The organism is Niabella aurantiaca DSM 17617 (assembly GCF_000374125.1).
In the GTDB taxonomy this organism is placed as follows: Bacteria; Bacteroidota; Bacteroidia; order Chitinophagales; family Chitinophagaceae; genus Niabella; species Niabella aurantiaca.
The window spans coordinates 14,447-40,378 of sequence record NZ_KB893632.1; the positions used below are offsets into that span (position 1 = coordinate 14,447).

Annotated in this window: 23 protein-coding genes and 1 pseudogene; 12 read left to right on the top strand and 12 right to left on the bottom strand. The window is 49.1% G+C overall.

From position 1 onward, the window contains the following. Positions 1-181 precede the first annotated feature (181 nt). From B160_RS0112025 to queA, 4 genes are all read left to right on the top strand, one after another. The gene (locus tag B160_RS0112025; RefSeq protein WP_018628168.1) at positions 182-952 is read left to right on the top strand and encodes an AMP nucleosidase; all 771 of its coding nucleotides are present in this window, start codon (positions 182-184) and stop codon (positions 950-952) included. An 11-nt stretch (positions 953-963) separates the two neighbouring features. After that, positions 964-1,350, top strand: a complete 387-nt coding sequence (locus B160_RS0112030; RefSeq protein ID WP_018628169.1) for a hypothetical protein — start codon at positions 964-966, stop codon at positions 1,348-1,350. Next, entirely contained in the window at positions 1,350-3,077 is a 1,728-nt protein-coding gene (locus tag B160_RS0112035; RefSeq protein ID WP_018628170.1) for an ABC transporter ATP-binding protein, read from the top strand. The genes B160_RS0112030 and B160_RS0112035 overlap by 1 nt, the downstream gene beginning before the upstream one ends. A 251-nt stretch (positions 3,078-3,328) precedes the next feature. After that, positions 3,329-4,378: a tRNA preQ1(34) S-adenosylmethionine ribosyltransferase-isomerase QueA gene (gene queA, locus B160_RS0112040; RefSeq protein ID WP_018628171.1), complete on the top strand. Its 1,050-nt coding sequence runs from the start codon at positions 3,329-3,331 to the stop codon at positions 4,376-4,378. A 71-nt stretch (positions 4,379-4,449) separates the two neighbouring features. Here the strand turns inward: queA and B160_RS0112045 are convergent, their stop codons facing one another. The 4 genes from B160_RS0112045 to ispF form a co-directional block, all read right to left on the bottom strand. Next, a complete protein-coding gene (locus tag B160_RS0112045; protein ID WP_026309722.1) occupies positions 4,450-5,349 on the bottom strand; it encodes a murein hydrolase activator EnvC family protein in 900 nt (299 codons plus the stop codon). 23 nt (positions 5,350-5,372) lie between these two features. Then, positions 5,373-6,203 (bottom strand): lipoprotein insertase outer membrane protein LolB1, encoded by an 831-nt coding sequence (gene lolB1, locus B160_RS0112050; protein WP_018628172.1) that lies wholly within the window; start codon positions 6,201-6,203, stop codon positions 5,373-5,375. A gap of 96 nt (positions 6,204-6,299) precedes the next feature. Continuing rightward, on the bottom strand, positions 6,300-6,743 hold the full coding sequence (gene dut, locus B160_RS0112055) for a dUTP diphosphatase (protein ID WP_018628173.1): 444 nt from the start codon (positions 6,741-6,743) through the stop codon (positions 6,300-6,302). Positions 6,744-6,812: 69 nt separating this feature from the next. Continuing rightward, entirely contained in the window at positions 6,813-7,292 is a 480-nt protein-coding gene (gene ispF, locus B160_RS0112060) for a 2-C-methyl-D-erythritol 2,4-cyclodiphosphate synthase (protein WP_018628174.1), read from the bottom strand. 267 nt (positions 7,293-7,559) lie between these two features. Between ispF and B160_RS0112065 the strand changes: the two genes are divergently transcribed. The 3 genes from B160_RS0112065 to B160_RS0112075 all read left to right on the top strand — a co-directional run bounded on the left by B160_RS0112065 (position 7,560) and on the right by B160_RS0112075 (position 10,111). Further along, positions 7,560-8,843: a UDP-N-acetylmuramoyl-tripeptide--D-alanyl-D-alanine ligase gene (locus tag B160_RS0112065; RefSeq protein ID WP_018628175.1), complete on the top strand. Its 1,284-nt coding sequence runs from the start codon at positions 7,560-7,562 to the stop codon at positions 8,841-8,843. A gap of 64 nt (positions 8,844-8,907) precedes the next feature. Continuing rightward, positions 8,908-9,366, top strand: coding sequence for a DUF983 domain-containing protein (locus tag B160_RS0112070; RefSeq protein WP_018628176.1), 459 nt, complete (start codon positions 8,908-8,910; stop codon positions 9,364-9,366). Positions 9,367-9,499: 133 nt separating this feature from the next. Next, positions 9,500-10,111, top strand: a complete 612-nt coding sequence (locus B160_RS0112075) for a trimeric intracellular cation channel family protein (RefSeq protein ID WP_018628177.1) — start codon at positions 9,500-9,502, stop codon at positions 10,109-10,111. 210 nt (positions 10,112-10,321) lie between these two features. On the opposite strand, the gene B160_RS0112080 is transcribed toward B160_RS0112075, so the two are convergent. Continuing rightward, the gene (locus tag B160_RS0112080; RefSeq protein WP_018628178.1) at positions 10,322-10,663 is read right to left on the bottom strand and encodes a hypothetical protein; all 342 of its coding nucleotides are present in this window, start codon (positions 10,661-10,663) and stop codon (positions 10,322-10,324) included. A 22-nt stretch (positions 10,664-10,685) separates the two neighbouring features. On the opposite strand from B160_RS0112080, the gene B160_RS31645 reads away from it, so the two are divergent. Next, the gene (locus B160_RS31645) at positions 10,686-10,862 is read left to right on the top strand and encodes a hypothetical protein (RefSeq protein WP_018628179.1); all 177 of its coding nucleotides are present in this window, start codon (positions 10,686-10,688) and stop codon (positions 10,860-10,862) included. Between the two features lie 193 nt (positions 10,863-11,055). On the opposite strand, the gene B160_RS0112090 is transcribed toward B160_RS31645, so the two are convergent. The 7 genes and pseudogenes from B160_RS0112090 to B160_RS0112135 all read right to left on the bottom strand — a co-directional run bounded on the left by B160_RS0112090 (position 11,056) and on the right by B160_RS0112135 (position 18,925). Continuing rightward, positions 11,056-11,829 carry a succinate dehydrogenase/fumarate reductase iron-sulfur subunit gene (locus tag B160_RS0112090; protein WP_018628180.1) on the bottom strand — a complete coding sequence of 258 codons (774 nt, stop codon included), beginning with the start codon at positions 11,827-11,829 and terminating at the stop codon, positions 11,056-11,058. A 51-nt stretch (positions 11,830-11,880) separates the two neighbouring features. Beyond that, a pseudogene (locus tag B160_RS32240) lies at positions 11,881-12,344 on the bottom strand (four helix bundle protein). 40 nt (positions 12,345-12,384) lie between these two features. After that, positions 12,385-14,361, bottom strand: coding sequence for a fumarate reductase/succinate dehydrogenase flavoprotein subunit (locus tag B160_RS0112100; RefSeq protein ID WP_018628182.1), 1,977 nt, complete (start codon positions 14,359-14,361; stop codon positions 12,385-12,387). A gap of 65 nt (positions 14,362-14,426) precedes the next feature. Beyond that, a complete protein-coding gene (locus B160_RS0112105) occupies positions 14,427-15,152 on the bottom strand; it encodes a succinate dehydrogenase cytochrome b subunit (protein WP_018628183.1) in 726 nt (241 codons plus the stop codon). Positions 15,153-15,526: 374 nt separating this feature from the next. Then, positions 15,527-16,816 (bottom strand): aminopeptidase P family protein, encoded by a 1,290-nt coding sequence (locus tag B160_RS0112115; protein ID WP_018628185.1) that lies wholly within the window; start codon positions 16,814-16,816, stop codon positions 15,527-15,529. A 626-nt stretch (positions 16,817-17,442) separates the two neighbouring features. Beyond that, on the bottom strand, positions 17,443-17,916 hold the full coding sequence (locus tag B160_RS30615) for a helix-turn-helix transcriptional regulator (RefSeq protein WP_018628187.1): 474 nt from the start codon (positions 17,914-17,916) through the stop codon (positions 17,443-17,445). Between the two features lie 172 nt (positions 17,917-18,088). Further along, positions 18,089-18,925: an endonuclease/exonuclease/phosphatase family protein gene (locus tag B160_RS0112135; protein WP_018628188.1), complete on the bottom strand. Its 837-nt coding sequence runs from the start codon at positions 18,923-18,925 to the stop codon at positions 18,089-18,091. A 374-nt stretch (positions 18,926-19,299) separates the two neighbouring features. On the opposite strand from B160_RS0112135, the gene B160_RS0112145 reads away from it, so the two are divergent. The 4 genes from B160_RS0112145 (at position 19,300) to B160_RS0112160 (ending at position 25,715) form a co-directional block, all read left to right on the top strand. After that, positions 19,300-19,827, top strand: coding sequence for an RNA polymerase sigma factor (locus tag B160_RS0112145; RefSeq protein ID WP_157558030.1), 528 nt, complete (start codon positions 19,300-19,302; stop codon positions 19,825-19,827). A gap of 53 nt (positions 19,828-19,880) precedes the next feature. Further along, positions 19,881-20,921, top strand: a complete 1,041-nt coding sequence (locus tag B160_RS0112150; protein ID WP_018628191.1) for a FecR family protein — start codon at positions 19,881-19,883, stop codon at positions 20,919-20,921. A 64-nt stretch (positions 20,922-20,985) separates the two neighbouring features. Further along, positions 20,986-24,093 carry a SusC/RagA family TonB-linked outer membrane protein gene (locus tag B160_RS0112155; protein WP_018628192.1) on the top strand — a complete coding sequence of 1,036 codons (3,108 nt, stop codon included), beginning with the start codon at positions 20,986-20,988 and terminating at the stop codon, positions 24,091-24,093. 32 nt (positions 24,094-24,125) lie between these two features. After that, positions 24,126-25,715, top strand: a complete 1,590-nt coding sequence (locus tag B160_RS0112160) for a RagB/SusD family nutrient uptake outer membrane protein (protein WP_018628193.1) — start codon at positions 24,126-24,128, stop codon at positions 25,713-25,715. The last annotated feature ends 217 nt before the right edge of the window (positions 25,716-25,932 follow it).

Genomic DNA, 25,932 nt, shown 5'->3' on the forward strand with positions numbered 1-25,932 from the left:
CTTTTCCGGTGACACCGTAGACGCAGCAACATTTGAAAGAGAAATGGGATGGGCGGACTGATTCAAACCTGCTTTATGCAACGCCTGTAAGGATGTTTATTTTACGGGATGTGAACTAAACAGACTTTTGGCCGGCCGAAGCAGAACGGAACTCCTGGATGAATTGTTAAAAACAACGCAGATGAAAACAAAAAGCGAGATAGTAAAGAACTGGCTGCCGCGGTATACTGGTGAAAACCTGAAGAATTTTGGCGAATACATTCTGCTGACCAATTTCGATAACTATGTAAAGCTGTTTGCAGACTGGAATAATGTAGAAATAGCAGGGCTCGGTAAGCCGATGCAATGTGCTACTGCGGGAGACATCACGATCATTAATTTTGGTATGGGGAGCCCTACGGCCGCCACAATTATGGATCTGCTAACGGCCATTGATCCCAAGGCTGTATTGTTCCTTGGAAAATGCGGCGGTTTGAAAAAGCGGAACAAGGTCGGGGATCTCATCCTGCCGATTGCGGCGATCCGCGGCGAGGGAACTTCAGACGATTATTTTCCACATGAAGTGCCGGCCCTGCCGGCGTTTGCATTGCAGAAGGCGGTAAGCACCACCATCAGAGAAGCAAAAACCGATTACTGGACCGGAACGGTGTACACTACCAACCGGCGGGTATGGGAACATGACGAGGAATTTAAAACCTATCTGCAGCGGATAAGGGCCTATGCGGTGGATATGGAAACCGCCACTATTTTCACGGTTGGCTTTTTTAATAAGATCCCTACGGGAGCCCTGTTACTGGTAAGCGATCAGCCCATGATACCAGATGGGGTAAAGACCGCAGAAAGTGATAAGAAAGTAACGGCAAAATATGTAGAAAGTCACCTCAGGATCGGGATCGATTCGCTGAAGCAACTGATCAATAACGGTCAGACGGTACGCCATCTTCGATTTTAAAATATACAAAAATGAAAATAAGCTTACTCCTTCTGACAGCTGCCGTTGTTGTATTTTCGGCGCTGACCGCCTGTTCTTCAAAAGCCACGCGGGGGCAGGGTACCCGCTATAAGGCCCGGTTTGAAGTGGCCGGGATGTGCTCCAACTATACCTTTTCCGTGATCGAAGGAAAGATCGATCCCTGGCTGGTGGAGGCAACCTGGACAAACCCCCAAACCAACAAGACCTACTGGAAAGCTTTTGGCATCAGCAACCCCTGTGCGTTTCCTTCGGGGATTAAAGAAGGCGATGTATTTTATTTTGAGATCATGTCCAAAAAGAAGGAGGAGAACTGCGCGGTATGTATGGCCTTCTATCCTACGCCCGGTAAAAAGCTGAACATTAAAGTAGTGCAATAATGACGCAGCGTCCCTTACTGGAGATCCGGGAATTATCGGTAGACTTTATTTCGGGCGATGAAGTGAACCATGCCCTGAAGAATATTTCGGTTACGGTGAACGAAGGAACGATCGTGGCCCTGGTGGGCGAATCCGGTTCCGGAAAATCGGTTACTTCCTTATCCGTGCTGCGCCTGTTGCCTACTCCGCCGGCACGGTATGTTCAGGGGTCGATCCTGTTTTACGGCGAAGACGGGCAATGCACCGATCTTCTGAAACAGGACCGAGAGGGGCTGCAATCGATACGGGGCAATGCCGTTTCCATGATCTTCCAGGAGCCTATGACCTCGCTAAATCCCGTTTATACCTGCGGCAACCAGGTGGCGGAAGCCATCCGTATTCATACCCGCGTTACAAAAGAGGAGGCCCGGGCCCGGGCGATCCGCTGGTTTGAGCGGGTAAAGCTGCCGGACCCTCCGGGCATATATAACCGGTACCCGCATCAGCTGAGCGGCGGCCAGAAGCAACGGGTAATGATCGCCATGGCGATGTGCTGCAGACCGCGGCTGCTGATCTGCGACGAGCCAACCACCGCTCTGGACGTAACGGTACAGAAGACCGTATTGCAATTGATCCGGGAGCTGCAACAGGAAACCGGCATGGGCGTTATTTTTATCACCCACGACCTTGGCGTGGTAGCGGAGATCGCAGACAGGGCGGTGGTGATGTACCGGGGAACCGTGGTGGAAGAAGGCAGCGTTAAAGACCTTTTCAGAAATCCCGGACATCCCTATACAAAAGCGCTTCTGGCTTGCAGGCCCGTCAATCATAAAAGGGGAAGCCGGTTGCCGGTGGTAAGCGACTTTATGGATGCAAAGGAGGATCCGGTAACGGATAGACATTGGGTCCTGCCGGCGGAGGGAACGGGTCCTGCCGGGCCCCTGGTTAGAGAAGAGAAGAATGTCCTGGTCAGTGTAGAGCATCTCTCCGTATGGTTTCCCCGGGAAAAGAGCTGGTTGGGGAAACCGCTGAACTATACCAGGGCGGTAAATGATGTAAGTTTTGAGATCTTCCGGAATGAAACCCTGGGTCTGGTAGGTGAGAGCGGCTGCGGAAAAACAACCCTGGGCCGGGCCCTGCTGCAGCTTATTCCGTCCACGGCCGGTAAGATCATTTACCAGGGCAGGGATATGGCGTTGTTTAAAACGGCGGAGTTGCGCGGACTGCGAAAGCAGCTGCAGATCATTTTCCAGGATCCTTATTCCTCCCTGAACCCCCGCAAAAAAATCGGGCCGGCCATTGAAGAACCATTAAAAGTACACCACCTGGAGCCTCATGCGGCGGCCCGTAAAAAGAAAGTGGAAGCCTTACTGGAAAAAGTAGGCCTGCTGCCGGAACATTATCACCGTTATCCCCATGAGTTCAGCGGAGGACAGCGTCAGCGGATCGTTATCGCAAGAGCGCTGGCCCTCGGCCCTTCTTTTATTATTTGCGACGAATCAGTTTCTGCACTGGATGTGAGCGTACAGGCCCAGGTATTGAACCTGCTGAACGACCTGAAAAAAGAGTTTGGTTTTACGATTGTTTTTATCAGCCATGATCTGTCGGTGGTGCGCTACTTCAGCGACCGGATCATTGTGATGAACCAGGGTAAGATCGAAGAGCAGGGCCCTGCCGAGGAGATTTACCGGCATCCCCAAAGCGCATATACCCAAAAGCTGATCGCATCCATCCCGCAAGGGATATAAGGGAAGGCCTGTCCTACCTGTTAGGTCTCTAAGACCTAACAGGTAGGGGAAGATCAACTTTTTTTATTTATTTTGATGAAAATACCCGAATATTTTATATAAATAGTACCTTTGCACGCACAAATCGAAAACCGGTGCCGTAAGACCGGGGATCGAAAGCATAAAACATACTGGTAACCAGTTTGTTCAAAACTTCCTCCCCGGGCCTCACTCGTTTTCGGTAATGATATTTAAAACCGTTAAACAGCAGAATGAAGCTTTCACAATTTCAATTCGACCTACCTCTTAACCTTATTGCACAGCATCCTACAAAAAAAAGAGAAGATGCCCGTATGATGGTGGTACATCGCCAGACGGGGCAGATGGAAAATAAAAACTTCCGTGATATCCTGGATTATTTTGATGACAAGGATGTCTTCGTGGTGAACAATACCAAGGTTTTTCCTGCCCGTATGTACGGCCGCAAAGAAAAGACCGGTGCCAAAATTGAAGTATTTCTTCTACGGGAATTAAACAAGCAGAACCGCCTTTGGGATGTGATCGTTGATCCCGCCCGGAAGATACGGGTAGGCAATAAGTTGTATTTTGGGGAAAATGAAGAGCTGGTTGCAGAGGTGATCGACAACACTACCAGCCGCGGCCGTACCATCCGTTTCCTGTGGGAGGGCTCTGAAGATGCATTTAAAGCACAATTGGAAGCCCTGGGCGAAACCCCGTTGCCCAAGTACATCAAACGAAAGCCGGACGACGACGATAAAGAGCGTTACCAGACCGTATATGCCAAGCATGAAGGTGCAGTGGCTGCACCCACTGCAGGCTTGCATTTCAGCCGTGAGCTGATCAAGCGGCTGGAGATCAAAGGCATCCGCTTTGCGGAAGTAACCCTTCATACCGGACTGGGTACGTTTCGCCCCATCGAGGTGGAAGACCTGAGCAAGCATAAGATGGATGCGGAGTATTATCATATTGATGATGCCGCCTGCCGCGTTGTGAACAAGGCAAAAGAGGGAAACCGCCGTATCTGCTCCATTGGTACCACTACCATGCGGGCCATGGAGTCTTCATTTACCGCCCAAAAGCTGTTAAAGTCTTCAGAGGGATGGACGAATACGTTCATTCATCCCCCGTATGATTTTAACATTGCCAATGCACTGGTGACCAACTTTCACCTTCCCAAAACCAGCCTGATGATCATGACCAGCGCCTTTGCCGGTTATGAGCTGACCATTGAAGCGTATAAGAAGGCGATCAAAGATAAATACCGTTTCTTCAGCTATGGAGATGCGCTGCTGATCATTTAACAGGATTTCATAATAAACGGATAATATAAAAAAGCGGGTCGCAGGATCCGCTTTTTTATAATGGATAGGTTTTATTGCTGTGGTATGGGAAGGAACCAGGTCTTCGGGTCCAGGTTCTTATCATCCAGCATCAGGATAAAATCCAGTTTCCCATAACCCGTCTCATCATCGCGCCCTACCGTGCCGATCACCTGGCCCGTTCTTACTTTTGCCCCCTTTACAACGGCAGCGCCGGCAAGGTTGCTGTAAGCGGTCACATACCGCCCGTGGCGGATCACCACATAAAACATGGCGCCAAGTTTGGAAACACTGATGACATCGCCTTCAAAAACAGCTTTAACGGGGGTGTTCACCGGGGCGGAGAATGTGCATCCCGGGTTATCGCCTACGATATCCGGCCCTTCCCCTTCAATTTTAAACCGGCCAAAGCCCTGGACAATGGTGCCTTTATCCAACGGGTAGGGGATCTGCCCGCGATACAGTCCAAAATCGCCGGTCAGTGCAGCGCTGTTTACCGGATAGGTGGTATGCTGCTGCGGCGGAAGAACAGGATAGTTCCGCGGCGGAGGCGTATATGCAGGCGGCGGTTCATCGGCCGGCTCTTTTTTAGCCGGCGGGGTATTGGTTTCGGGATGATAATAATGATCCCTTAATGTTTCAATAGCCTTTTTGATGCGGGAGATCTCGCGGTCGTTATCCTGGGTCTCTTCCAGGTTGAAGAATCCCGGCTGGCGCGACATGCTGATGATATAGCGTTCCTGTCCTTCAATTTTCCGGTTGAGCGTCGTGAGCTGGACCATTGCCTCGCGGGAAACGGTCTTTGTGCGGTTATAGGTCCGCTGAATTCCGTTTACGTCGTTCAGGATCTCGGCACGTTCTTTTCGCAGCGTGGTCTTTACATCGTCCTGGGCCATCCCGGTTCCACTCAAAAGCATAAGGCCCATCCATAGCCAATTTTTTAACTTCACCATAAAGCATCCAAAGTTTTACAGGATCATTTTTTGGTTTTATAACCTTTTGGTACCGAGAAGGGCGTATGCAGCGCTTCATTAAAGGTAAATGACTTATAATCCAATTGAATTTGTATCTCTGTTTTATATTTTACGTTTATTGTTCTCGATCTTGGGAACCGGGCACCATTCACTTTCTCGTAACCACCGTACGTTAACGTTGCCGACCGGTTCCTGTCTGCATCCACGTCGTCCAGGTTGCTTACGGCCGGCAGGTAGTCAGGAAGCATTGCACTCAAAAGGTTCCTGAAAAATTTTGTTCTGCTGGTGATCTGAAGGGTATCGTCCTGTTTGGTATAACTGCTATTGGTTTTGTCAATAAAAACCGGATTACCCACCAGCAGGTCCTGGAGTGTGGCCAAATCAAGCGGTAGTCCCAGTTGCTCCTGTAGATAAACGTAACTGGAAGAAATATATTGTTTATTCAGTTTATTAATTATCCGCACAGAATCCGGTGTGATGATGCCCCGGGCTACTTCGATGCCCAACGGCCCGATCACTGAGGCCCAGATGAGGCTGTCCTTATGGATCTGTACTTTTACGTCAAAATTCTTTGTATCTCCTTTGGCCTTATAAATAACGCCCGCCTTTCCGGAAAAAGTAGTGTATTCGAGGTGGTTGAGCTTTTCCAGAACGGTGGAAATGGTTTCCATCGCCATACTATCGCTTGCCTTGCCCATATCATCGGTAGAGGCCGTCTCTGTTTTTACAGAACTGTCTGCCGTTGTTGCCGGAGGGGTGCGTTGTGCTTTTTTAGCCGGATTGCAGGAGGCAAAGATCAGGGCTGCTGACAAAAACAAGATTATGTACTTCATTGTTTGTTGTTTCTTTATTTTTTGAAAAGAAAAAACTGCCGGACGCCTGCTTTGTTTAAGCGGCAACCGCCATATGTATCGTATTTTGTAAGGGTGTTACTGTTTTCCGGTATGTCCAAATCCTCCAGCTGCCCGAACGGTTTCGCTCAGGACCGCTGTTGTTACCCATTCTGCCTGCTCTACTTTTTGCACTACCAGCTGGGCAATACGGTCTCCATGCTGTATGACCTGGTCTTCATTGGAAAGGTTGATTAAGATAACCTTTACTTCGCCCCGGTAATCTGCGTCGATGGTACCGGGGGTGTTCAGGCATGTAAGTCCTTGCTTTACAGCCAGTCCGCTACGAGGGCGTACCTGTACCTCATACCCTTCGGGAATTTCCATAAAAATTCCGGTTGGGATCAATGCTCTTTCAAGGGATCTTAAGATAACGGGAACTTCCAGGGAAGCTCTTACATCCATGCCTGAAGCCCCTGCTGTTGCATAACCGGGCAGCGGATTGGATGATTGATTAATGATTTTTATTTCAATTGAGGCCATCGGGGCAAAGTTAAACGCTTCCTACGAATATCATACTACTTTAACATTCGCCGTCAGCAAAATGAAATTTTATACTTTTTGTAACAAAACAGTGGCCATCGCCATCAGCCCCTCTTCGCGCCCGATCGCGCCCATTTCCTCCGTGGTAGTGGCTTTTATGGAAATATCCGCTGTGGCTACGGCCAGGATGCCAGCAATGGTTTCCTGCATGGCAGGCACAAATTTTTTGATTTTGGGCTCCTGCAGGCAAAGGGAGCTGTCCACATTCACCACCTGGTATCCTTTTTCTGAAATGAGTTGCATGGTTTCCTTTAAAAGGATCTTGCTGTCGATGTCTTTATACCGGGGATCATTATTGGGGAAATGCACCCCGATATCGCCCAGGCCCAGGGCGCCTAACAGGGCGTCACAAATGGCGTGAAGCAGTACATCGGCATCGCTGTGGCCCAGCGCGCCTTTGTGATGGGGTATTTTAATACCGCCGATCCACAGATCGCGCCCTGTTGCAAACTGGTGGAAATCGATTCCGGATCCGATCCTGTAACTCATGTGCCTTTGTTTTTTTACGGAGGCCAAAGTAACTAAAATAATCATGATAATCCTGTTGGGGCGTAAAATTGTACGGGTCAAGGCATAGCAGTCGCAGATTCAGTCGGGATATGACCGCAGATCCGCTGATCTTTTTTGAATGCTCAATAAGGTGGTCCGTAAGAAACGCTCGTTGCGTTCATCTGCGAATCAGTGACGCTTAGATTAATGCTCTGTAAAATTCCTGCGGATGTAAAACTTTAAGTCGCTAAGGCCTATTTTTGTTTCATGAATATGGAGGACTTGTACCAGCTGTACCGGCAGTACCCGGATGTACAGACAGATACCCGGAAAATCAAAGAAAACGAATTCTTCTTTGCCTTGAAAGGACCGAACTTCAACGGCAACACTTTTGCTCAGAAGGCCGTGGACGCAGGAGCGGCAAAAGTGGTGATCGATGAGGCGGCATATGAGATTCCGGGCAAGACCATCCTGGTGCCGGATGTGCTGCAGGCGTTGCAGCAACTGGCGGCCCATCACCGGGCACTATTTAATTTTCCGGTGGTGGCCATCACCGGAAGCAATGGGAAGACCACTACCAAAGAACTGATCCATGCGGTATTGAGCACTACTTATAAGACCTACACAACAGAAGGCAACCTGAACAATCACATCGGGGTACCGCTTACCCTCCTGAAAATAAAGGATGATGCGCAGATGGCGGTGATCGAAATGGGGGCAAATCACCTGGAGGAGATCAGGGGGTATTGCACCATAGCCCGGCCGACCCATGGCCTGATCACCAATGCAGGAAAGGCGCATCTGGAGGGCTTTGGCAGCGTGGAAGGGGTAAAAAAAGGGAAGGGGGAACTATATGATTTTTTGAGGGGGCGTGGCGATGGGACTGCTTTTGTGATGTGGGATTACGACTATCTCCGGGATATGAGCCGGGGCATCGCCCGCATTGTCCGGTATGGTACGACGGATGCGGATGTGGCAGGGCATGCCGCCGGTCAAAGAAGCTTTCTTACGGTTGAACTGGAAAGGCCTTTCCCAACTCTTATCAGTACCCAGCTCGTTGGCGATTATAACCTGCCCAATGTACTGGCAGCGGTTGCTGTTGGATCGCATTTTAATATAGCAGCGGAACGGATAAAAGCGGCTATCGAAAACTATGCCCCTTCCAACAGCCGAAGCCAGCTGTTGGAGAAGGGGTCCAATAAGATCATCCTGGACGCCTACAACGCCAACCCCAGCAGCATGAAGCTCGCTATTGAGAACCTGGTAAAAATGGAGAGCGCTCAAAAAATACTGGTGCTGGGCGCCATGGCGGAAATGGGAGCGGAAACCGGAGCGGAACATCAGCGTATGATAGAGCTGATTGAACAGCATTCCTGGAGCGATGTGATCCTTGTAGGTAAGCCGTTTGAACCCTATAAGGACCGGTTCCGGTATTTTGAAACTTCTGGTCATGCCGCCGCATGGTTTGGAGACCACCGGCCGCAAAACACCCTGCTGCTGGTCAAAGGCAGCCGGAGCACGCAAATGGAAAAGGTGCTCGATAATTTATGATCCCGATATTTAGTATTTGAAATTTCTGATTTCGCAGGGTACCTTTGGGGCTTAAATGGCAGTTATGAATCCGGAAAAGAACAGCAGGGGCTACCTGGCAACGGTGTTGGGCTGTTATTGCCCACGGTGCAGGGAAGGGAAGCTGTTTGAAAAATCTTTTACCTTACGGATCAAAGAGATCCTGAAGATGAACAAATATTGCCCGGTATGCGGCCAGCCCACGGAAATTGAAGTGGGATTCTATTACGGAACGGGTTATGTCAGCTATTTTATAGCAGTAATGCTTACGGTGATCAGTGCCGTCCTGTGGTGGCTGATCATTGGTTTTTCCGCAAGCGATAACCGCTTTATCTACTGGCTCATTTTTAATTCGGTGGCGCTGATCTGTTTGCAGCCCTGGCTGATGCGCTTTTCCCGTAGCTTATGGTTGTCTTGGTTTGTGAAGTATGACCCTGACTGGCGGCAGACAAAACCGGAGGATGTATCTGAACGGATGAACGAGGAGCAGGGGAATAACTGGTGAGTGGTTAGCAGTCAGATATCAGTTTTCTGATTTCTGTTGTCAGTCTTGAAATCTCAAATCTGAAAATTATTTTTCAGGCCCGGTCGAAATTTGAGTCTTGTGTTTTAGAATTTGAAATTTAGAATTTTACAGGATGTTCTCCAATACCTCTGAAATAATTGAAATACTGGGAACCATTGCATTTGCCATATCCGGAACTTTTTCTGCAATGCAGCGGAAGCTGGATGTGTTTGGCGTGCTGATCATTGCGTTTGTAACCTCGGTAGGAGGGGGTACCATCCGTGACCTGCTGATCGGCGATACGCCCGTAGCCTGGATGCGGGATGTACAGGTATGCCTGGTGATCCTGGTTACCTCTATTGCTGCTATTATCTTTAAGACCTATATCCGGAAACTGAAGGTGACGCTCTTTTTGTTTGATAGCCTGGGGCTGGGCCTGTTTACGGTAGTAGGACTGCAGAAGGGCATTAACTTCGGATTGAACCCGGGCATCTGCATTGCGCTGGGTACCATTACCGGTTGCTTTGGCGGCATCACCCGGGATATTCTTTTAAATACCATCCCGCTTATTTTCAGAAGGGAGATCTATGCCACGGTCTGCATTTTTGGCGGAGCAGTTTACCTGCTGCTGCTGCATTTTAAGGTGAATACGGATATCAGCAAATTTATTGTTATTGCCATTATCGTGGTTACAAGGATCATCGTGGTGCAAAAAAGATTGTCCTTTCCAAGAATGCGTTATTAGTATTTTTCTTTAGGAGCAAAACAGGAGACCCTGCAGTAGCATTGAAGGCTGGATGGGTTATGAATAGGGTACTGAAACAAGTTCAGAACGACAACATGCTATAAAACGGCTTTGATGCAGACCCGGTCTTTCCGGGTCATCCTGTCGCCCGAAAACAGGTGACCGGGCACCGGTTGCTAATCCGCTCATCTGAGCGGGGGAAACAGGATATTACCGCTGCATTTTCCTTATTTTCCGGATCACTTTTTTTTCAAACTGCTCTACGGCTTTTTGTGTATAGTTCTTTTTACCCCATGCGGCATAGAGACTGATCAGCTTTAATGATGACCGGGCATAGTCTCCTGAGAACTGTATTTCTGCATAAGAGGTTTTATAAATAATAGTATCCTCCCCCGCCAGTTTACGATAATCCAGGGGATAGGCGACCGTATCCTTTGAATTATGGAGGTGAAAAATTCCCTTATCGCTATCAAAGTCAACCAACCCGTTATAGTTCTTAATTTCACTCAACTGTATGGTATTAAAGTAAGAGATCAGCCTGGCTTTAGACATACTAAAATCGTACTGTTTGTCAATGTGCTCAATTTTTTTGAGCGCAGGACGCATTACCGATGTGGCCATAAACGCAAAGGAACTGGTAATAAAGACCAGGTTGAAGGTAATTGAATGGTTCTCTTATGTGCCGGAAAAAATGCGCTCAGGAAAAAGGGAAAAGCAAAGAGCCCTGCAAGATCCGAAAGCTTTCCTGTAAGATCATTGTGGAATAAGGGTTTCAACAGCCAATCGTTTAGTAACAGCAGCAGGACCGATAGCAGGAAAACGGGATGCCCCAGGTTTCGTTTTGCAGCATTCATTGTGGTTTGTTTTGATGTGTGCAGCTAAAATAGGGCATAAAAAAAGCCCCGGCTGTTAACGGGGGCTTAAAATATCGGAGCGCCGGGCTGTTAATGCTTTCTGGTGTCGGAGGCCAGTCCTGCCCCCAGGTATTCCCCGTTGAGGCGGGCAATATTGGTGATCTCGATCTCTTTTGGACAAACCGCTTCACAGGCACCGGTATTGGTACAGGAACCAAATCCTTCCCGGTCCATCTGGGCGATCATATTCAGTGCGCGGTCCTTCTTTTCCGCCTCGCCCTGCGGCAACAGTGCAAGATGCGATACTTTGGCGGAGAGGAATAGCAGGGCCGAAGAGTTTTTGCAGGCTGCTACACAGGCACCGCAGCCGATGCAGGCGGCAGCGGCAAATGCTTTATCCGCGTTTTCTTTTGGAATGGGGATGGCATTACCATCCTGGGCATTTCCTGTATTTACAGAAATATAGCCACCTGCCTGGATGATGCGGTCGAAAGCGCTGCGGTCCACGATCAGGTCCTTTACTACCGGGAAGGCTTTTGCCCGCCAGGGCTCTACTACGATGGTATCGCCGTCCTTAAAGGCGCGCATATGCAGCTGGCAGGTAGTGGTGCCGTGCCACGGGCCATGCGGGCGGCCATTGATGTACATGGAGCACATACCACAGATGCCCTCACGGCAGTCATGGTCAAAAGCGATCGGCTCTTTTCCTTCACGGATCAGTTGCTCGTTCAATACATCAAACATCTCCAGGAACGACATTTCCGACGAGATATTGGATACTTTGTAGGTTTCAAACTTTCCACCGGATTCGGCGTTCTTTTGTTTCCAAACCTTCAGGGTCAAATTCATTGAATAATGCTCCATAAACAAACTATAATGTGTAAATGTGACAAGTGTGGAAATATGAAAATACAATCACACTCCTGCCAAAACCATTCTTATTGTTAAAAATACAGTAGAGAGAGCGATTAAACTTAATATTAATCTTTCTTTCATGCTGCCTTTACTTGATATAATAATTTTTGATATAATCCGTATCAGTTCTTCGCACATCTCTTTTAAAGAACTACTAACGGGATAATTTTCACTTCGTTCACAAATAAACAGCCAGTACAATGTTTCGTTTGCCTCTTTTACGGCTATTTTCATTTATGAACAAAGTCTGATCTGCTCTCTGCATGTTGTGCTTCAAAAATATTTGCTCCAATTGATGTACCACAACGCAATATTTGTTTCGCCACTACATATTTTTTCGTTCCTTCCAATAACTCCGAAAACTTTACTACTTCTACACCAAAGGTTAACGATTTTTCTACAACGATGTTTTTCGTTTCCATAATGTGAAATTTATAGGTGAATAATACTTCAAATGTACTCATTCCCCTAATTCTCACATTCTCATAATCTCACATTTCCACATTATTTATAGTTCCGCTGGGTCGGTTTGATCAACTCGTAATTCAGCGGTTCTTTTTCCAGTTCCCAGGAGTTTTCGCCGTTGAGCTTCCATGCAGAAACATACATATACTGGTCGTCATTACGCAGGGCCTCTCCGTCCGGCGTCTGGCTTTCTTCCCGGAAATGGCCGCCGCAGCTTTCGTTGCGCTCCAGGGCATCCCTGCACATCAGCTCACCCAGCTCCAGGAAATCGGCTACGCGGCTGGCTTTGTCCAGCTCCGGGTTCATTTCATAAATACTGCCGGGAATCCGTACGTTCTTCCAGAAGTCGGCCCGAAGGTCCTTTATTTCTTCAATGGCCTCTTTAAGCCCTTGCTCATTACGGGCCATACCGCATTTTTCCCACATGATCTTACCCAGCCGTTTGTGAAAGCTTTCAACGGTTTGTGTACCCTGGATGTTCATGAGCCGGTTGATGCGTTCATTTGCTTTGGTTTCCACTTCAACAAAGGCGCGGTCCGTGGTGGGAATGGGTTTTACGCCGATCTCACCTGCAAGGTAGTTACCCATTGTATAGGGGATCACAAAATAGCCGTCTGCCAGGCCCTGCATCAGTGCCGAAGCGCCCAAACGGTTGGCCCCATGATCACTGTAGTTGGCTTCGCCCAGGCAGAAGAGCCCCTGCACCGAGGTCATCAGGTCATAATCCACCCAAAGCCCGCCCATGGTATAGTGTACCGCAGGGTAGATGCGCATGGGAACCTCGTATGGGTTTTCCCCGGTGATCTTCTCGTACATATCAAACAGGTTGCCATACTCTTCTTTTACCACTTCTTTACCCAGGCGGATCAGTGTTTCCATATCCGGGTTCTGAATGCCCTGTTTGTTGGCTTCCGCCTTTCCGTATTTATTGATCAGGTTGTATTTAAAATCAAGATAAACCGCCTGTTTGGTGGTACCTACCCCATAGCCGGCATCGCAGCGTTCTTTTGCAGCACGAGAGGCCACGTCGCGGGGTACCAGGTTCCCAAAGGCCGGGTATCTTCTTTCGAGATAATAGTCCCTTTCTTCTTCCGGTATTTCGTTGGCTTTGCGGGTATCATTTTGTTTTTTGGGTACCCAGATCCGCCCGTCGTTCCGCAGGGATTCCGACATCAGCGTCAGCTTGCTCTGGTGGTCGCCGGAAACCGGAATGCAGGTGGGGTGTATCTGTGTAAAGCAGGGGTTGGCAAAATGCGCTCCTTTTTTGTGCGCCCTCCACGCTGCGGTAACATTGCTGCCCATGGCGTTGGTAGAAAGGTAAAACACATTTCCGTAGCCGCCGGTTGCCAGTACCACGGCATGACCGAAGAAACGCTCCAGCTGGCCGTTGATCAGGTTACGGGTAATGATACCGCGAGCCTTGCCATCGATCACCACTACGTCCTGCATTTCGTGGCGGTTGTACATTTTTACATTGCCAAGGGCCACCTGGCGCTCCAGGGCCTGGTAGGCGCCGATCAGCAGCTGCTGGCCGGTTTGCCCCGCGGCGTAGAAGGTCCGTTTTACCTGCACTCCGCCAAAGGAACGGTTGTTCAGAAGGCCACCGTATTCCCGTGCAAAAGGCACTCCCTGTGCCACGCACTGGTCAATAATGTTTACGCTTACTTCTGCCAGGCGGTGCACATTGGACTCCCGTGAGCGGTAGTCGCCCCCTTTGATGGTATCATAAAAAAGACGAAAGACAGAGTCACCGTCGTTCTGGTAGTTTTTTGCTGCATTGATCCCTCCCTGCGCTGCGATGGAATGCGCCCGGCGCGGAGAATCCTGAAAACAGAAGGCTTTTACCTGGTATCCCTGCTCACCCAATGATGCAGCGGCGGAGGCGCCCGCAAGCCCGGTTCCCACAACAATCACTTCTAATTTCCGTTTATTGGCCGGGTTTACCAACTTGCAATGGCCTTTGTAATCGGTCCATTTTTCTTCTAATTTTCCGGCTGGTATTTTTGAATCAAGCATAACTGATTTGAGATTTGAGATTTCTGATTTGAGATTTCAACGATCGGATGTGTCGGTGCGCGGAGTTATTGGATCCACCCTAAATAAAAGCTTAACGGCATCAGCATAAATGCCAGGCAGATGATCACTGAATATACGACCCCGGTACCTTTGATCAGCCCGATGTATTTGTGATTGGTAAGGCCCAGTGTGCGGAAAGAGCTTTGGAAGCCGTGGACCAGGTGCCAGAAAAGTGCGATGACCCCCAGTTCGTAAATGATGATGATCCAGGGATATTCTGTAAACTGGTATTTCATTTCCCCGTATAAATCGTGGTATTCCTTAGCCCCGGGGGTGCCTTCCGGTACGATCTGCCCGCTGGCATTGTCAATGAACATGGGCTGCAGCCCGCCAAAACGGCTGGGGATCCAGAAATCGCTGATGTGGATCACCAGAAAGATCAGGATCAATGCACCCAGGATGCCCATTGCACGGCTGTTCCAGGTGCTGCCCCGGTTGCCCATCTTTACCGCATAGCCCACCCCTCTTTTGCTGCGGTTTTGCAGCTCCAGCACAATGCCCTGGATGATATGAAGAAGAAAGAATAAGAACAGACCGATTTCCAGCACGCGGGGCACCACCATGGAGCCCATAAAATGCGCCGCTTTGTTAAACATAACTCCACCGTCATTTGCCCAGATACAGGCGTTTAACCCGGCATGAACAATTAAGAAAAGGATTAAAAAGATTCCCGACAACGCCATGGTAATTTTCTTACCAACAGAGGAAGTAAAAAATTGAGACCAGTTCATATTTTCTTATAGAAGGTGAATAAATTGCATGCAAAGTTAACGCATCACAGTTAATTTGGTGACAAAAAAATGACAAGCCACAACGGCGCCGGACGCTCTTCCTGCTAAAATGAGCGTGTATTTAAATGTGTATCAGGAACAGGATGAAATATATATGGGGAATCCCTTTTTTCCCGGATCTCATAATGGGCTGAATATGCCCGGTATCCGGACAATGGACCCTCGGCATCTTCCCGGGCCCGGCGGACGGCAGCAGGAGGCCTGTTTTCAGGGATTTCTGGGGATTAACAAAAATGCGGATCATCACTAGTGCCGGCAAGCATTCATGATGACCTGCTCTGTTATCCGTTGATACGCTATTCCAACCGGCCTGATCAGCTGTTCATCAGCGCTTCAATATCTTCGGCTTCGATGGGCATGGTCTTCATCAGGTCAATATTGCCATTGCGGGTCAGCAGGAAATTGTTTTCGATCCGGATGCCCATCTGTTCTTCCTCTATGTAAATTCCGGGCTCAATGGTGAGCACCATACCGGCTTTTAAAGGAGTGCGGAACGGCCCGAGGTCGTGCACGTCGATGCCCAGGTGATGGCTGATGCCATGGTAAAGATATTTACGGTAAGCCCTGTTTTCCGGGTCTTCGTTTTTAATGTCTGCCCGGGTAAGCAATCCCAGCTTGATGAATTCCTTTGTTGCTTCGGTCCCTACTTTGTCGTGGTAGCTTACAATGGTGATACCCGGTTTCAGTATGGATGCTGCATAACGGTGCAGCCGCAGACAGCTGTTGTACACTTCTTTCTGGCGTTTGCTAAATTTCCCGCTCACGGGGATGGTTCTTGTAAGATCTGCATTGTACCCTCCGTATTCGGCGCCAAAATCCATCAGGATCAGCTCGCCGTCGAGGCACTGCTGGTTATTGCTTACATAATGCAGTGTGCGGGCGCGGTCGCCACTGGCGATGATGCTGCCATAGCCTTCCCGTGTAGCCCTGTTGCTTAAAAAGGAATGGAGAATCTCTGCTTCTATTTCAAATTCCCACACGCCGGGCCTGATGAACTGCAGCAGCCGGCGGAATGTTTTTTCGGTGATCCCGATGGCTTTTTTGATCACTTCCACCTCTTCCGGTGTTTTAATGGCCCGCAGCTCTTTCATGAGCGGGGCGGCGCGTTTGTACTGGTGCAGCGGATATTTTTCCTTCAACTCCTTTATATAACGGTATTGCCGGGTTTCGATCCAGGAACTTTTCCGGTCATTTTCATTGGTATCCAGGTAAATGGTATCTGCTGTGTGGATCCAGGAGGTGAGGAGGGCAGGAAGGGCATCCTGCCAAACGATGGTTTTGATGCCGCTGGTAGCGCTGGCTTCATTGGCCCGCAGCCGCTTGCCATCCCATTTTTCCTTCAATTCGTTTGGACGCACCAGTACCAGTACTTCACGGTATTTCGGATCCGGGTTATCGGGGTATAAAATTACCATACTGTCTTCCTGCTGTACGCCCGACAGCCAGAACAGGCTGCTGTTGGGCTTATAGCGGTAAAGTGCATCGCCGTTTTCCGGAACTTCATCATTTGCTAAGAATATTGCAATGGAATTGCGCTCGGTCTTATCTATAAAGCGTTTCCGGTTCCTGATAAAAATGGCCGGATCAAGGGGTAAGTATTTCATGTGCCTGTATGCTGTTTAAAGAATTCAAATATACAGCAAAACCGGCAAGAAGACCCACCGCCGGAATACGCCCGCCGGCCTGGGGCATTCATTTTTGCCCGTTGCATTGGCGGTGTTCCCGCTGTTCAATATGCCTAAAAAGAAAGAGCTGCCCTAAGAATAGGACAGCCTTCAAAATAAACACCACTTATACAAAAGTTAAGATGGGCGTTTTTTTGCTTTCAATGTAAACCTCGATCCTTTTTTATTGCGTGCATATAGCACAATGACTTAAATATGCGCTCTCTCTTTTTTTTTACAATGTGCACCGGGCAAAGAACGCACACCGCAGATACCTCCAATAACTTACCTGGTATGCGTCATTTAACAGGCATTACCTGTTCTGCGCGTTATTCTACCGTACACCAAACTGATATGACCGTCTTTGTTTTTGGAACTGTCATAAGCAGATTCAGGCTGCATACATCCTAATAAACTCTTTTCTGGTTGCAGATTCAGGATACAAATATCAACTACTTTCCCTACCCCTGCAATACCCCAATGGGGGTATTTTTAATGAAGGGAGATCCTTTCCGGCCGGTATGGCTGCAGGGCAATCGTTTGCACGCGGCAGTGCTATATCCGGATCACAACAGCATGGAGTAAAAAATGAGCTCTTTTACACTGTTGCATTCCAGTTTCCGGAAAATGTTTTTTCTGTGCGTCCTTACCGTATCGGTAGAAATAAACAGCAGTTCGCCAATCTCGGCGCTGGAATGCCCTTTTGTAAGCAACAGGCAGATCTCTTTTTCGCGGGCACTCAGTTGCCCGATGCTCTTCTTGTATTTTGAGAGCATTGTTTTGTTCTTTAAATAGAAATCGATCGTCTTTACATATTCCAACACTTCTTCGCGGTCCAGTTTTATCGACAAAGTGATCTTCTTTTTCCTGGAAGGATTGTTTTGCCGGATGATCTCCATCGTGATCCCCGTTATATTTTCGTTGTCGGTTAGCTCTACCTCTGATTTAATAACTTCAGACAACGCCCCCGATCCGTTTTTTTTCTCTAAAACACGGTAGCGCACAGAAGCGGTTCTGTTATTATCAGCAGGATCACTCATAGCTAAGCGAGTTAAATTTTGAGATTCAAAGATATTTTTTATTAATATGTTAGAAATACCCCATTTGGGGTATTTTTTGATATTATAAAACTGCTCAGTACTATGGTCCGAAGGCTGCGGCAGGCAGCATTGTCCGACTGCAGCCGGCAATTGCTTCCTGGTAATAAAATGATCAGAAGCGGATGATCGCTTCCACGGGGAAGTGGTCAGAAGGGAATTTGCCCCTGTAGGTATCCGTTAAGATGCCCCATTTTAAGGCCTTCCCGTTTTGGGTGATAAAAATATGATCGATGACCGTACTGCGGTCCAGTGCTTTTCCGAACGCGTTAAAGGAGCCGTTGTTTTCGTATGGTTCTTTAACATCCCGGTAGGCATCTCTCAGAAGGGATGAGTTTGCAAGCACCCGGTACCATTCAGAGTTCCGGTCGCCATTGAAGTCGCCCACCAGGACCGTATTTTCTTTTTTGGCGATATCCCGGATCATTTTCAGCATCAGTTTGGCGCTTTCTACCCTGGCGACCTTCCCTTCATGATCAAAATGCACGCTGAAGAAATAGAATTTTTTCCCGGTATGCCTGTCTTTCAGCTGAACCCAGGAGCAGATCCGGTTACAGCATTTTGCATCCCATCCTTTGCCCGGTTTGCCGGGTGTTTCGGACAACCAGAAGTCGCCTGACCGGAGTAATGTGAAGCGGTCTTTTTTATAAAAAATTGCGGAGTGCTCGCCTTTGTCGCCACCATCATCCCGGCCCTTTCCATAGCGCGCATATGCAGGCAGACGCCCGCTGAGATCATCCAGCTGATTTTTAAAACCTTCCTGAGTACCAAATACATCAAAATCGTGGTAGCGGATGAGCGCTGCAGCCGGTGTGGCCCGGTCTTTCCAGAGATTTCCCTGGTCTGCGCTGGTTTCCATTCTTATATTGAAGGTAGCTACTTTGAGTTGCTGGGCCTCTGTTTTGTAAAAGAAGGCGCCGGTGACAAGGATCGCCAGTAAATAATTCTTCATGTGCATAAAATTTAATTTCAGCAGGGTTTTGGCCTAAGGTAGGATTTTGTCGCTAATCTCCTGCCGTTGCCGGAGAAAGAATGCATTATTTTTTTGTGCCGGGAAAGGCGTGTGCAAACAGGCACCGGCACCAAAACCGCGGTTACTGACTGCCCGTTTAAATTACCAGATTGTTATCTTTCACGGGGATCTGCAACGGCATAAAGCCCGATGTTTGCAAAATTGCTATCTTTCACAAAATTTCCGGAGCCGCATTTTATACAGAAAGAAGGCTGCCCGGAGACAGATGTGTTGTTTGTGAATGGCAAAGCCCCGCGGCTTTGTTGTAATTGTTTTTTATTTTACGGTAATTTTAAAGTCTACTACCAGCGGGTATGCTTGCAATGCTTCAAAAAATAAGGGAGGGCGACCAGGGAGCTTTTCATGAGTTTTACGACTTGTTTCATGCGCGCCTGTACCAGTATATCTATATGCATACCCGATCAGAATGGCTGGCCGAAGAGACCGTGCAATTGAGTTTTATTAAAATATGGGAGCAACGGAAAAAATTATCCTTGGAGTACAATCTATCTACCCAATTATTCCGCGTAGCGAAGAGCACCCTTATTGATCTGTTGCGCAAGAACAAGATCCGTGAAGTAGTACAGCTTCCACACCCCGAAGCGCTTACCGAGCAAACCTCTGTGATCACCGCCATCGAAATGAAAGATGATCTGAAACGGGTAATGGAAACCATCCACGACATGCCGGTAATGCAACAGCAGGTGCTGACCCAGACCCGTATCAACGACCTTTCCCATAAAGAGACCGCTGCCCTCCTTTCCATTTCTGCCAAAACTGTGGAAACCCATGTCACCAGGGCCGTACGCCGGCTAAAGAAAACGTTATCGTTGTTTTTTTAAAAAAAGTTGTTGCGGCTGTAAGGGATTTTTTTTGTTTGTACGAACAAAGGTATATGGAGATCTCCCCGGAAATATTGCAACGGTTTTTTGAAGGGAACTGTTCAAAAGAGCAGGAGTTCGAAATAAGGACCTGGCTGGTAAAGCATCCGGAATTGCTTGCGCCGTACATGACGGAGCAAAGCTGGGAACGGTTTCGTGCCGAGGGTGCCCTGCCGGCTGCCGCTTCGGAGCGTATGCGCCGGTATTTGCTGCGAAGAATGCGCGCGCGGGGCCGGTACCTGCGGCGGAGCGCGGCTGCTGCGGCGCTGGTCCTACTGGCAGGTCTGGCTTATTTTCAGATGCAGCGGAAAACAACCTTTCCGGTAAGGGAGCCGGTAGCGATCGCCTGTGTGCAGGTAACGAACCCCTCTTTTATTGTAAAGAATGTGAGGCTTCCCGACGGGTCGCAGGTGGCGCTGGCGCCGGGCAGCGTGCTTCGCTTTGACTCGGTTTTCGGGTTCCGGCGGGATGTGACATTGACCGGCACTGCTTCCTTTTCGGTTGCCAAAGACCGGTCCCGGCCTTTTTGCGTGCATACCCGGAATATCAATATCACAGCCCTGGGAACGATATTTAGCGTGGCGGATAAAGATTCCCTGCTTACAAGCGTGCGCCTTTTAGAGGGCAAAGTCGTTGTGAAAAGAGAACCGCATGTGGCGAAAAAAGTGGGCGCGGTATTCCTGGTACCCGGTCAGGAGCTGTTGTTCAATAATGTAGATTTCTCCAACAGGGTACACCGGTTTGGGAACAGGCCTCTAACGGCGAAGGCAGACCCAGAGCAAACGGAGGGACCGGTTACAACCGTTCTCGAATTTAATGATGAGCCGATGGCTGCTGTATTCAGGAAGATCGCGCAGACGTATCGTATAAAGGTAGTATTTGATGAAACCGCAGTAAAAGAAATGCGCTTTACCGGTACCTACCGGCCTTCTTCAGAAACAATCGGGCAGTTTCTGAACACACTTGCATTATTAAATCATCTAAAAATAGAGAAAATAAAAGCGGGGTTTCTGATCCGTGCCGGTGACGAAGCCAGCAGTCCTGTCTCAAAGTAAATAAGCACTGTTTATATCCGGAAGAAGTTCCGATTTTTAACGAAAAACTAAATCAAAATCTCTTATGAAGCAATTACGTATTGTACTGCTATGGCTTGTCTGTGCCCCTTACATTTCGTTTGGGCAGGGCAATAGTACCAACTCGGCAACGGGGGTGGTAAAAAATGAAAACGGAGAGCTGCTGGCCGGCGCCTCCGTGTTTCTTCAGAAAACAACGGATGCCGGAACCAACCGGCTGGGATTGACAGCTACAACGAACCAAAGTGGGATCTTCCAGTTTACGAATATCCCATTGGGTGCCGATTACCGGTTTATTGTAAGTTATGTGGGCTATCAGTCCGATACCCTGGAGGGCTATGAGGTAAAGGAGAACAGCCGCATTTCCATAAGCGTGGAACTACGGCCCGCCGGCAGCGCTTTGGATAAGGTGGTGGTCATCGGTTATGGCTCGATGCGCAAAAAGGATCTTTCGGCGGCAGTGGCAACTGTTCCGGACCTGGAGCAGGCAAAGAGCAGGCCGGTGCTGAGCGTAGAAAACATCATGCAGGGAAAGGTGGCCGGCATCACGGTTGTGAATGATGGCGGACACCCGGATCATGGTGCCCAGGTGGTGATCCGGGGTGTGGGCAACCGGAATGGGGAAAGCCCGTTGTACGTGGTCGACGGGGTACCCAATGCACCATACAATCCTGCGGATGTAGAATCGATCACGATCCTAAAGGATGCTGCATCAGCAGCCATTTACGGGGCCTTTTCGGGCGCAGCAGGAGTGATCCTGATCACGACCCGGCAAGCCAGGAGCGGTGCGCCTGCCGTGGAGTATGCCGGTTTTGTTGGGGCAAAAAATGCCTGGCGCTTGCCCCAGTCACTTACGGCAGACAAAGAAGCCTGGGTGGCCAACCAGGCAGCTGCCAACGCCGGATCGCAGCCGCTGGACGGATGGGATGCTGCCAAAAACCCCTATGCGCAGGAAACGCGTACAGACTGGATCGGGTCCATTTTCCGTACCGGCCTGATCCAGCGGCATACAGTAACGGTCAATGCCGGGTCCGAAAAATTCAGCACGCTTTTTCAGGGACGTTATGAGGAAAATCAGGGCACATTGGTGAATACCTATGCAAAAAATATGTCGCTGCGGTTTAATGCGGCATACCAGCTGGCATCCAATATAAAATTCCGGCAGGAACTGTTTTACAATAACAGCGACAGCAGGGGTACCGGCACGTTCAGCGGTTACGATGGTACCATCCTTTCGGCGATCTACATGCCGCGCTCGGCCACGGTTTACTATCCGGATGGTAGCTTTGGCGGCGTGGGACCGCGTGAATCGGACTACCTCGGTATCCACGGGGATGTGGTAAACCCCGTGGCTACCTTGCTGCGGAATAAGCCAGATAGTAAAGGACTGGACATTCAGTCGGTTTCTGAATTAACGGTCAATAACCTTGTTACGAGGGGGCTTTCATTTATTACCCGTTTTTCCTATCGCCAGGGACAAACCTTCTATAAAAATTTTGTACCCCGGCGTACAGAGCCGGGCAAGCCCAACAATTCGAACCAGCTGGATTATTCTACCGATAAAAGGAATAACTGGATCTGGGAAAATACGCTGAACTATGCCCGGGTGTTCAACGGGCACAGTGTGGGTCTGATGCTTTCCACTACGGCACAGCAGAACGGGGCAAAAGGATTTAGTGCGTCGGCAAAGACCTTTGATGATGAAGCTACCTGGGCGCAGTTTCTTGCGTTTGCAGAAAATTTTACCGATATCAAACCTCAGGACTGGGATTGGAAAGACCGCAATCAGTCGTATGTAGGCCGCTTTTCCTATAGCTGGTCCGACCGGTATTTTATGACGGCAAGCTTAAGGAATGATATCGCTGGCCGGTTGCCGGCACAGAACCGGTCAAAATATTTTCCCGGTGTAACCGCTGCCTGGAAGCTGAGCTCGGAGTCCTTTTTTAATGTGCGGGCTATAAACCTGCTTAAGTTCCGGGCCAGCTGGGGGCGCATCGGAAACATTAACTCGGTTGGATTGTACTATGGATATCCCACGCTTACGAGAGGAAATTCGAACCAGCTCGGTAACGGTGCGCCTGAAAGCTTTGTATATTACCTTGCCAGTTTGCACAACCCCGACCTGAACTGGGAGACCTCTGAGCAAAAGGATCTGGGTATCGACATCAGCCTCCTGGACGAGCGGCTGAACATTACAGCAGATTATTTTGATAAGCTGACCATTGACCTGATCACGACACAAAGCAATAACTGGCCGGTGGCCATGGGCTTTGGTGCGCCCCTGATCAACCAGGGGAGGATCAGGAATACCGGTTTTGAGTTCAGCGCTGCCTGGAGGGGGAAGATCGGAGAACTGGCCTATGATGTGAACGGAAACTTTGCAACACTGAAGAACCGGGTGGCTTATATTGATGAAAATCCCGGGTCGGCCTGGAACGACGGTGATACATGGAGGGGAACCATTAAGCCTTACCGTTCGGTTGTGGGGCAGCCCTACCGGTCCTTCTGGCTGTATGAAACAGGCGGTGTTTTTCAAACAGATGAAGAAGCCGCTGCATATGTAGGGCCGGATGGAAAACGGGTCCAGGAAAATGCCAGGGCCGGAGATCTCAAATTTATAGACCAGAATGGCGATGGCAAACTGAATGATGATGACCGGATCTATATGGGGAATGCGTTTCCGAAGATCACTTATGGTTTTACCGCAAATGCCTCCTGGAAGAATTTTGATTTTAGCATGTTCTGGCAGGGGGTAGGCGGCGTAAAGCTGTTCCATATATTTAAAGAATCCACCCTAAATGCATCTGAACAGGGCTATAACCGCTGGGATAAGATACTGGAAGCCTGGTCGCCCTCCAATACAGGAGGAACAATCCCACGCATCTCGGCCAACGATCCGAATAACAATTTTCAGACACCCTCCGACTGGTACCTGGAAAATGGAAATTACCTGCGCCTGAAGAGTGTGGTGCTGGGCTATAATTTCAACAAGCTGTATCGCAATATGAAACTGCGTGTATATATCAGCAGCGACAACCTGCTCACCATTACCAAATATTCCGGTATGGACCCTGAAGTGGGCGGATGGGGTTTTGACGGAGGCCAGTTTCCGGTTTCCCGGATCTATGCCGCGGGTGTTAAGTTGACTTTCTAAAAAAAGGATGAACCGAAAAATAAAATCAGTATATGAAATATAATCTTACGTATTTAATCATAGCCGTTGTGTTTTTGTGCGGTTCCTGCAGCAAGAACTGGGTAGATACAAAACCACAGGGCGTTCCGTCTACAGCCTATCAATGGGACGGGGAAAAGAATGTTTTAAAAGCGATCGGGGCCCTGTATGCTCCTATGCGCAATGAAGGTACCTGGGGCCGCAACCTGTTCTGGATGCAGAATGCAAGCGATGATCTGATCGTAGGGCGTTCCAAAGCCGATGCGGAGAACATCAAAAACTTCATCTGTACCGGTAACGAAGGATATATGAAGGACGGCTGGAATGATCTTTACTGGATGCTGAATAAGGCTAACCAGGCCATTGCCGGGGTGCCTACTGCCACCAATGTATCAGAAGAACTGAAACAGCGGGCATTGGGAGAAGCTTATTTTATGCGTGGCTTTTCTCATTTCTGGCTGGCCTACCTGTGGGGGCATAAAGACCAGGGCGTGCCTTATGATGCGATCGAAAATCCGGAGTTTGGGAAACGGGTACCTCCGCAACTAAAGTCGGTTACGGATAACTATGTGGCGATTGCCGGAGACCTGCAGAAGGCAGCGGACCTGTTGCCCCTGTTCAGCACGTATGACGATGTCAACAAAGGAAGGGCGCATAAAGCCGCCGCGCTGGGCTACCTGGTGAAGACCTACGCCTATTGGGCGCAGTTTGACAATAGCAAATGGGCATTGATCCCGGCGATTTGCGATCGTATTAAGACCGAATGCGGCCGGGCATTGATCACCGGGAAGGGCTCATTTAAAGACAACTATAAAGCGGTTTTTGCCGTTGCTAACAACTGGAGCAGCGAATACATCTGGTCAGTAACCTCCGGAACCATCGGCGGATCAGAGTTTCCCGGGGTAGTGCTGGAGAACAAAGGCTGGGGCGTATATAACGGCTGGGGCTACTTCCAGCCTACCGAAGAGCTGTATAAAGAATATGAGCCGAATGATCCCCGCAGGGAAGCGACCATTTTAAAGTTTGGTGATCAATTTACTTTTTTTGGCGTGGAGCGGACCTATTCTTCTACAAACAGCCTGTCCGGGTTCCAGATCAATAAATACATGGAACCGTACAGCTATGGCTCCAACAGCGATCCCAAGACCAATGACAAGATTAACCAGAACGGGGATTATCCTACTACGTCGTTGAATCTTCCATTGATGCGTTACGCGGAGATCCTGCTTTTTAAAGCGGAGGCGCTGATCCAGCAGGGAAAGAACGGAGAGGCGGCAGGACCATTGAATGAAGTAAGAGCAAGGGTTGGCCTGGAGCCAATAACCAATCCTACATTAAATGACCTGAAGCATGAACGCCGTTGCGAGCTGGCCTGTGAATGGACAGACCGGCTGATGGACCTGAAACGCTGGAATGATGTGGCAAAGATCAATGCTCCGTTGCATGGACGCATTCATACAGATAAGTCGAACCCGGCTTCTCCGTACACCGTTCAGCAGGTTTGGCCGGCGCGTAACTATACCCAGGCAAAAATGGCCTGGCCCATCAGCCCGGATGAGATCAACCTGAGTGGCGGAGCCTATCAGCAAACCCCGGGATGGTAATACCGGTTTTTTTACCCGGCATTATTTTCAATGTAAGGTAAATATAAAAAGACGGTTTCAAAAGTGGTTGCCGCGACACCGCCCCTGGCATTCAGCCCGGGGACCGGTAGGGCAGCGGGTTCTAAGCCCATTTTTGAAACCATCTCCTTTTTGCCTGATCATGAACCGGGATCGAGCTGTTTTGTAGGACGAAATACGGTGTATGTCTGCATGCTTG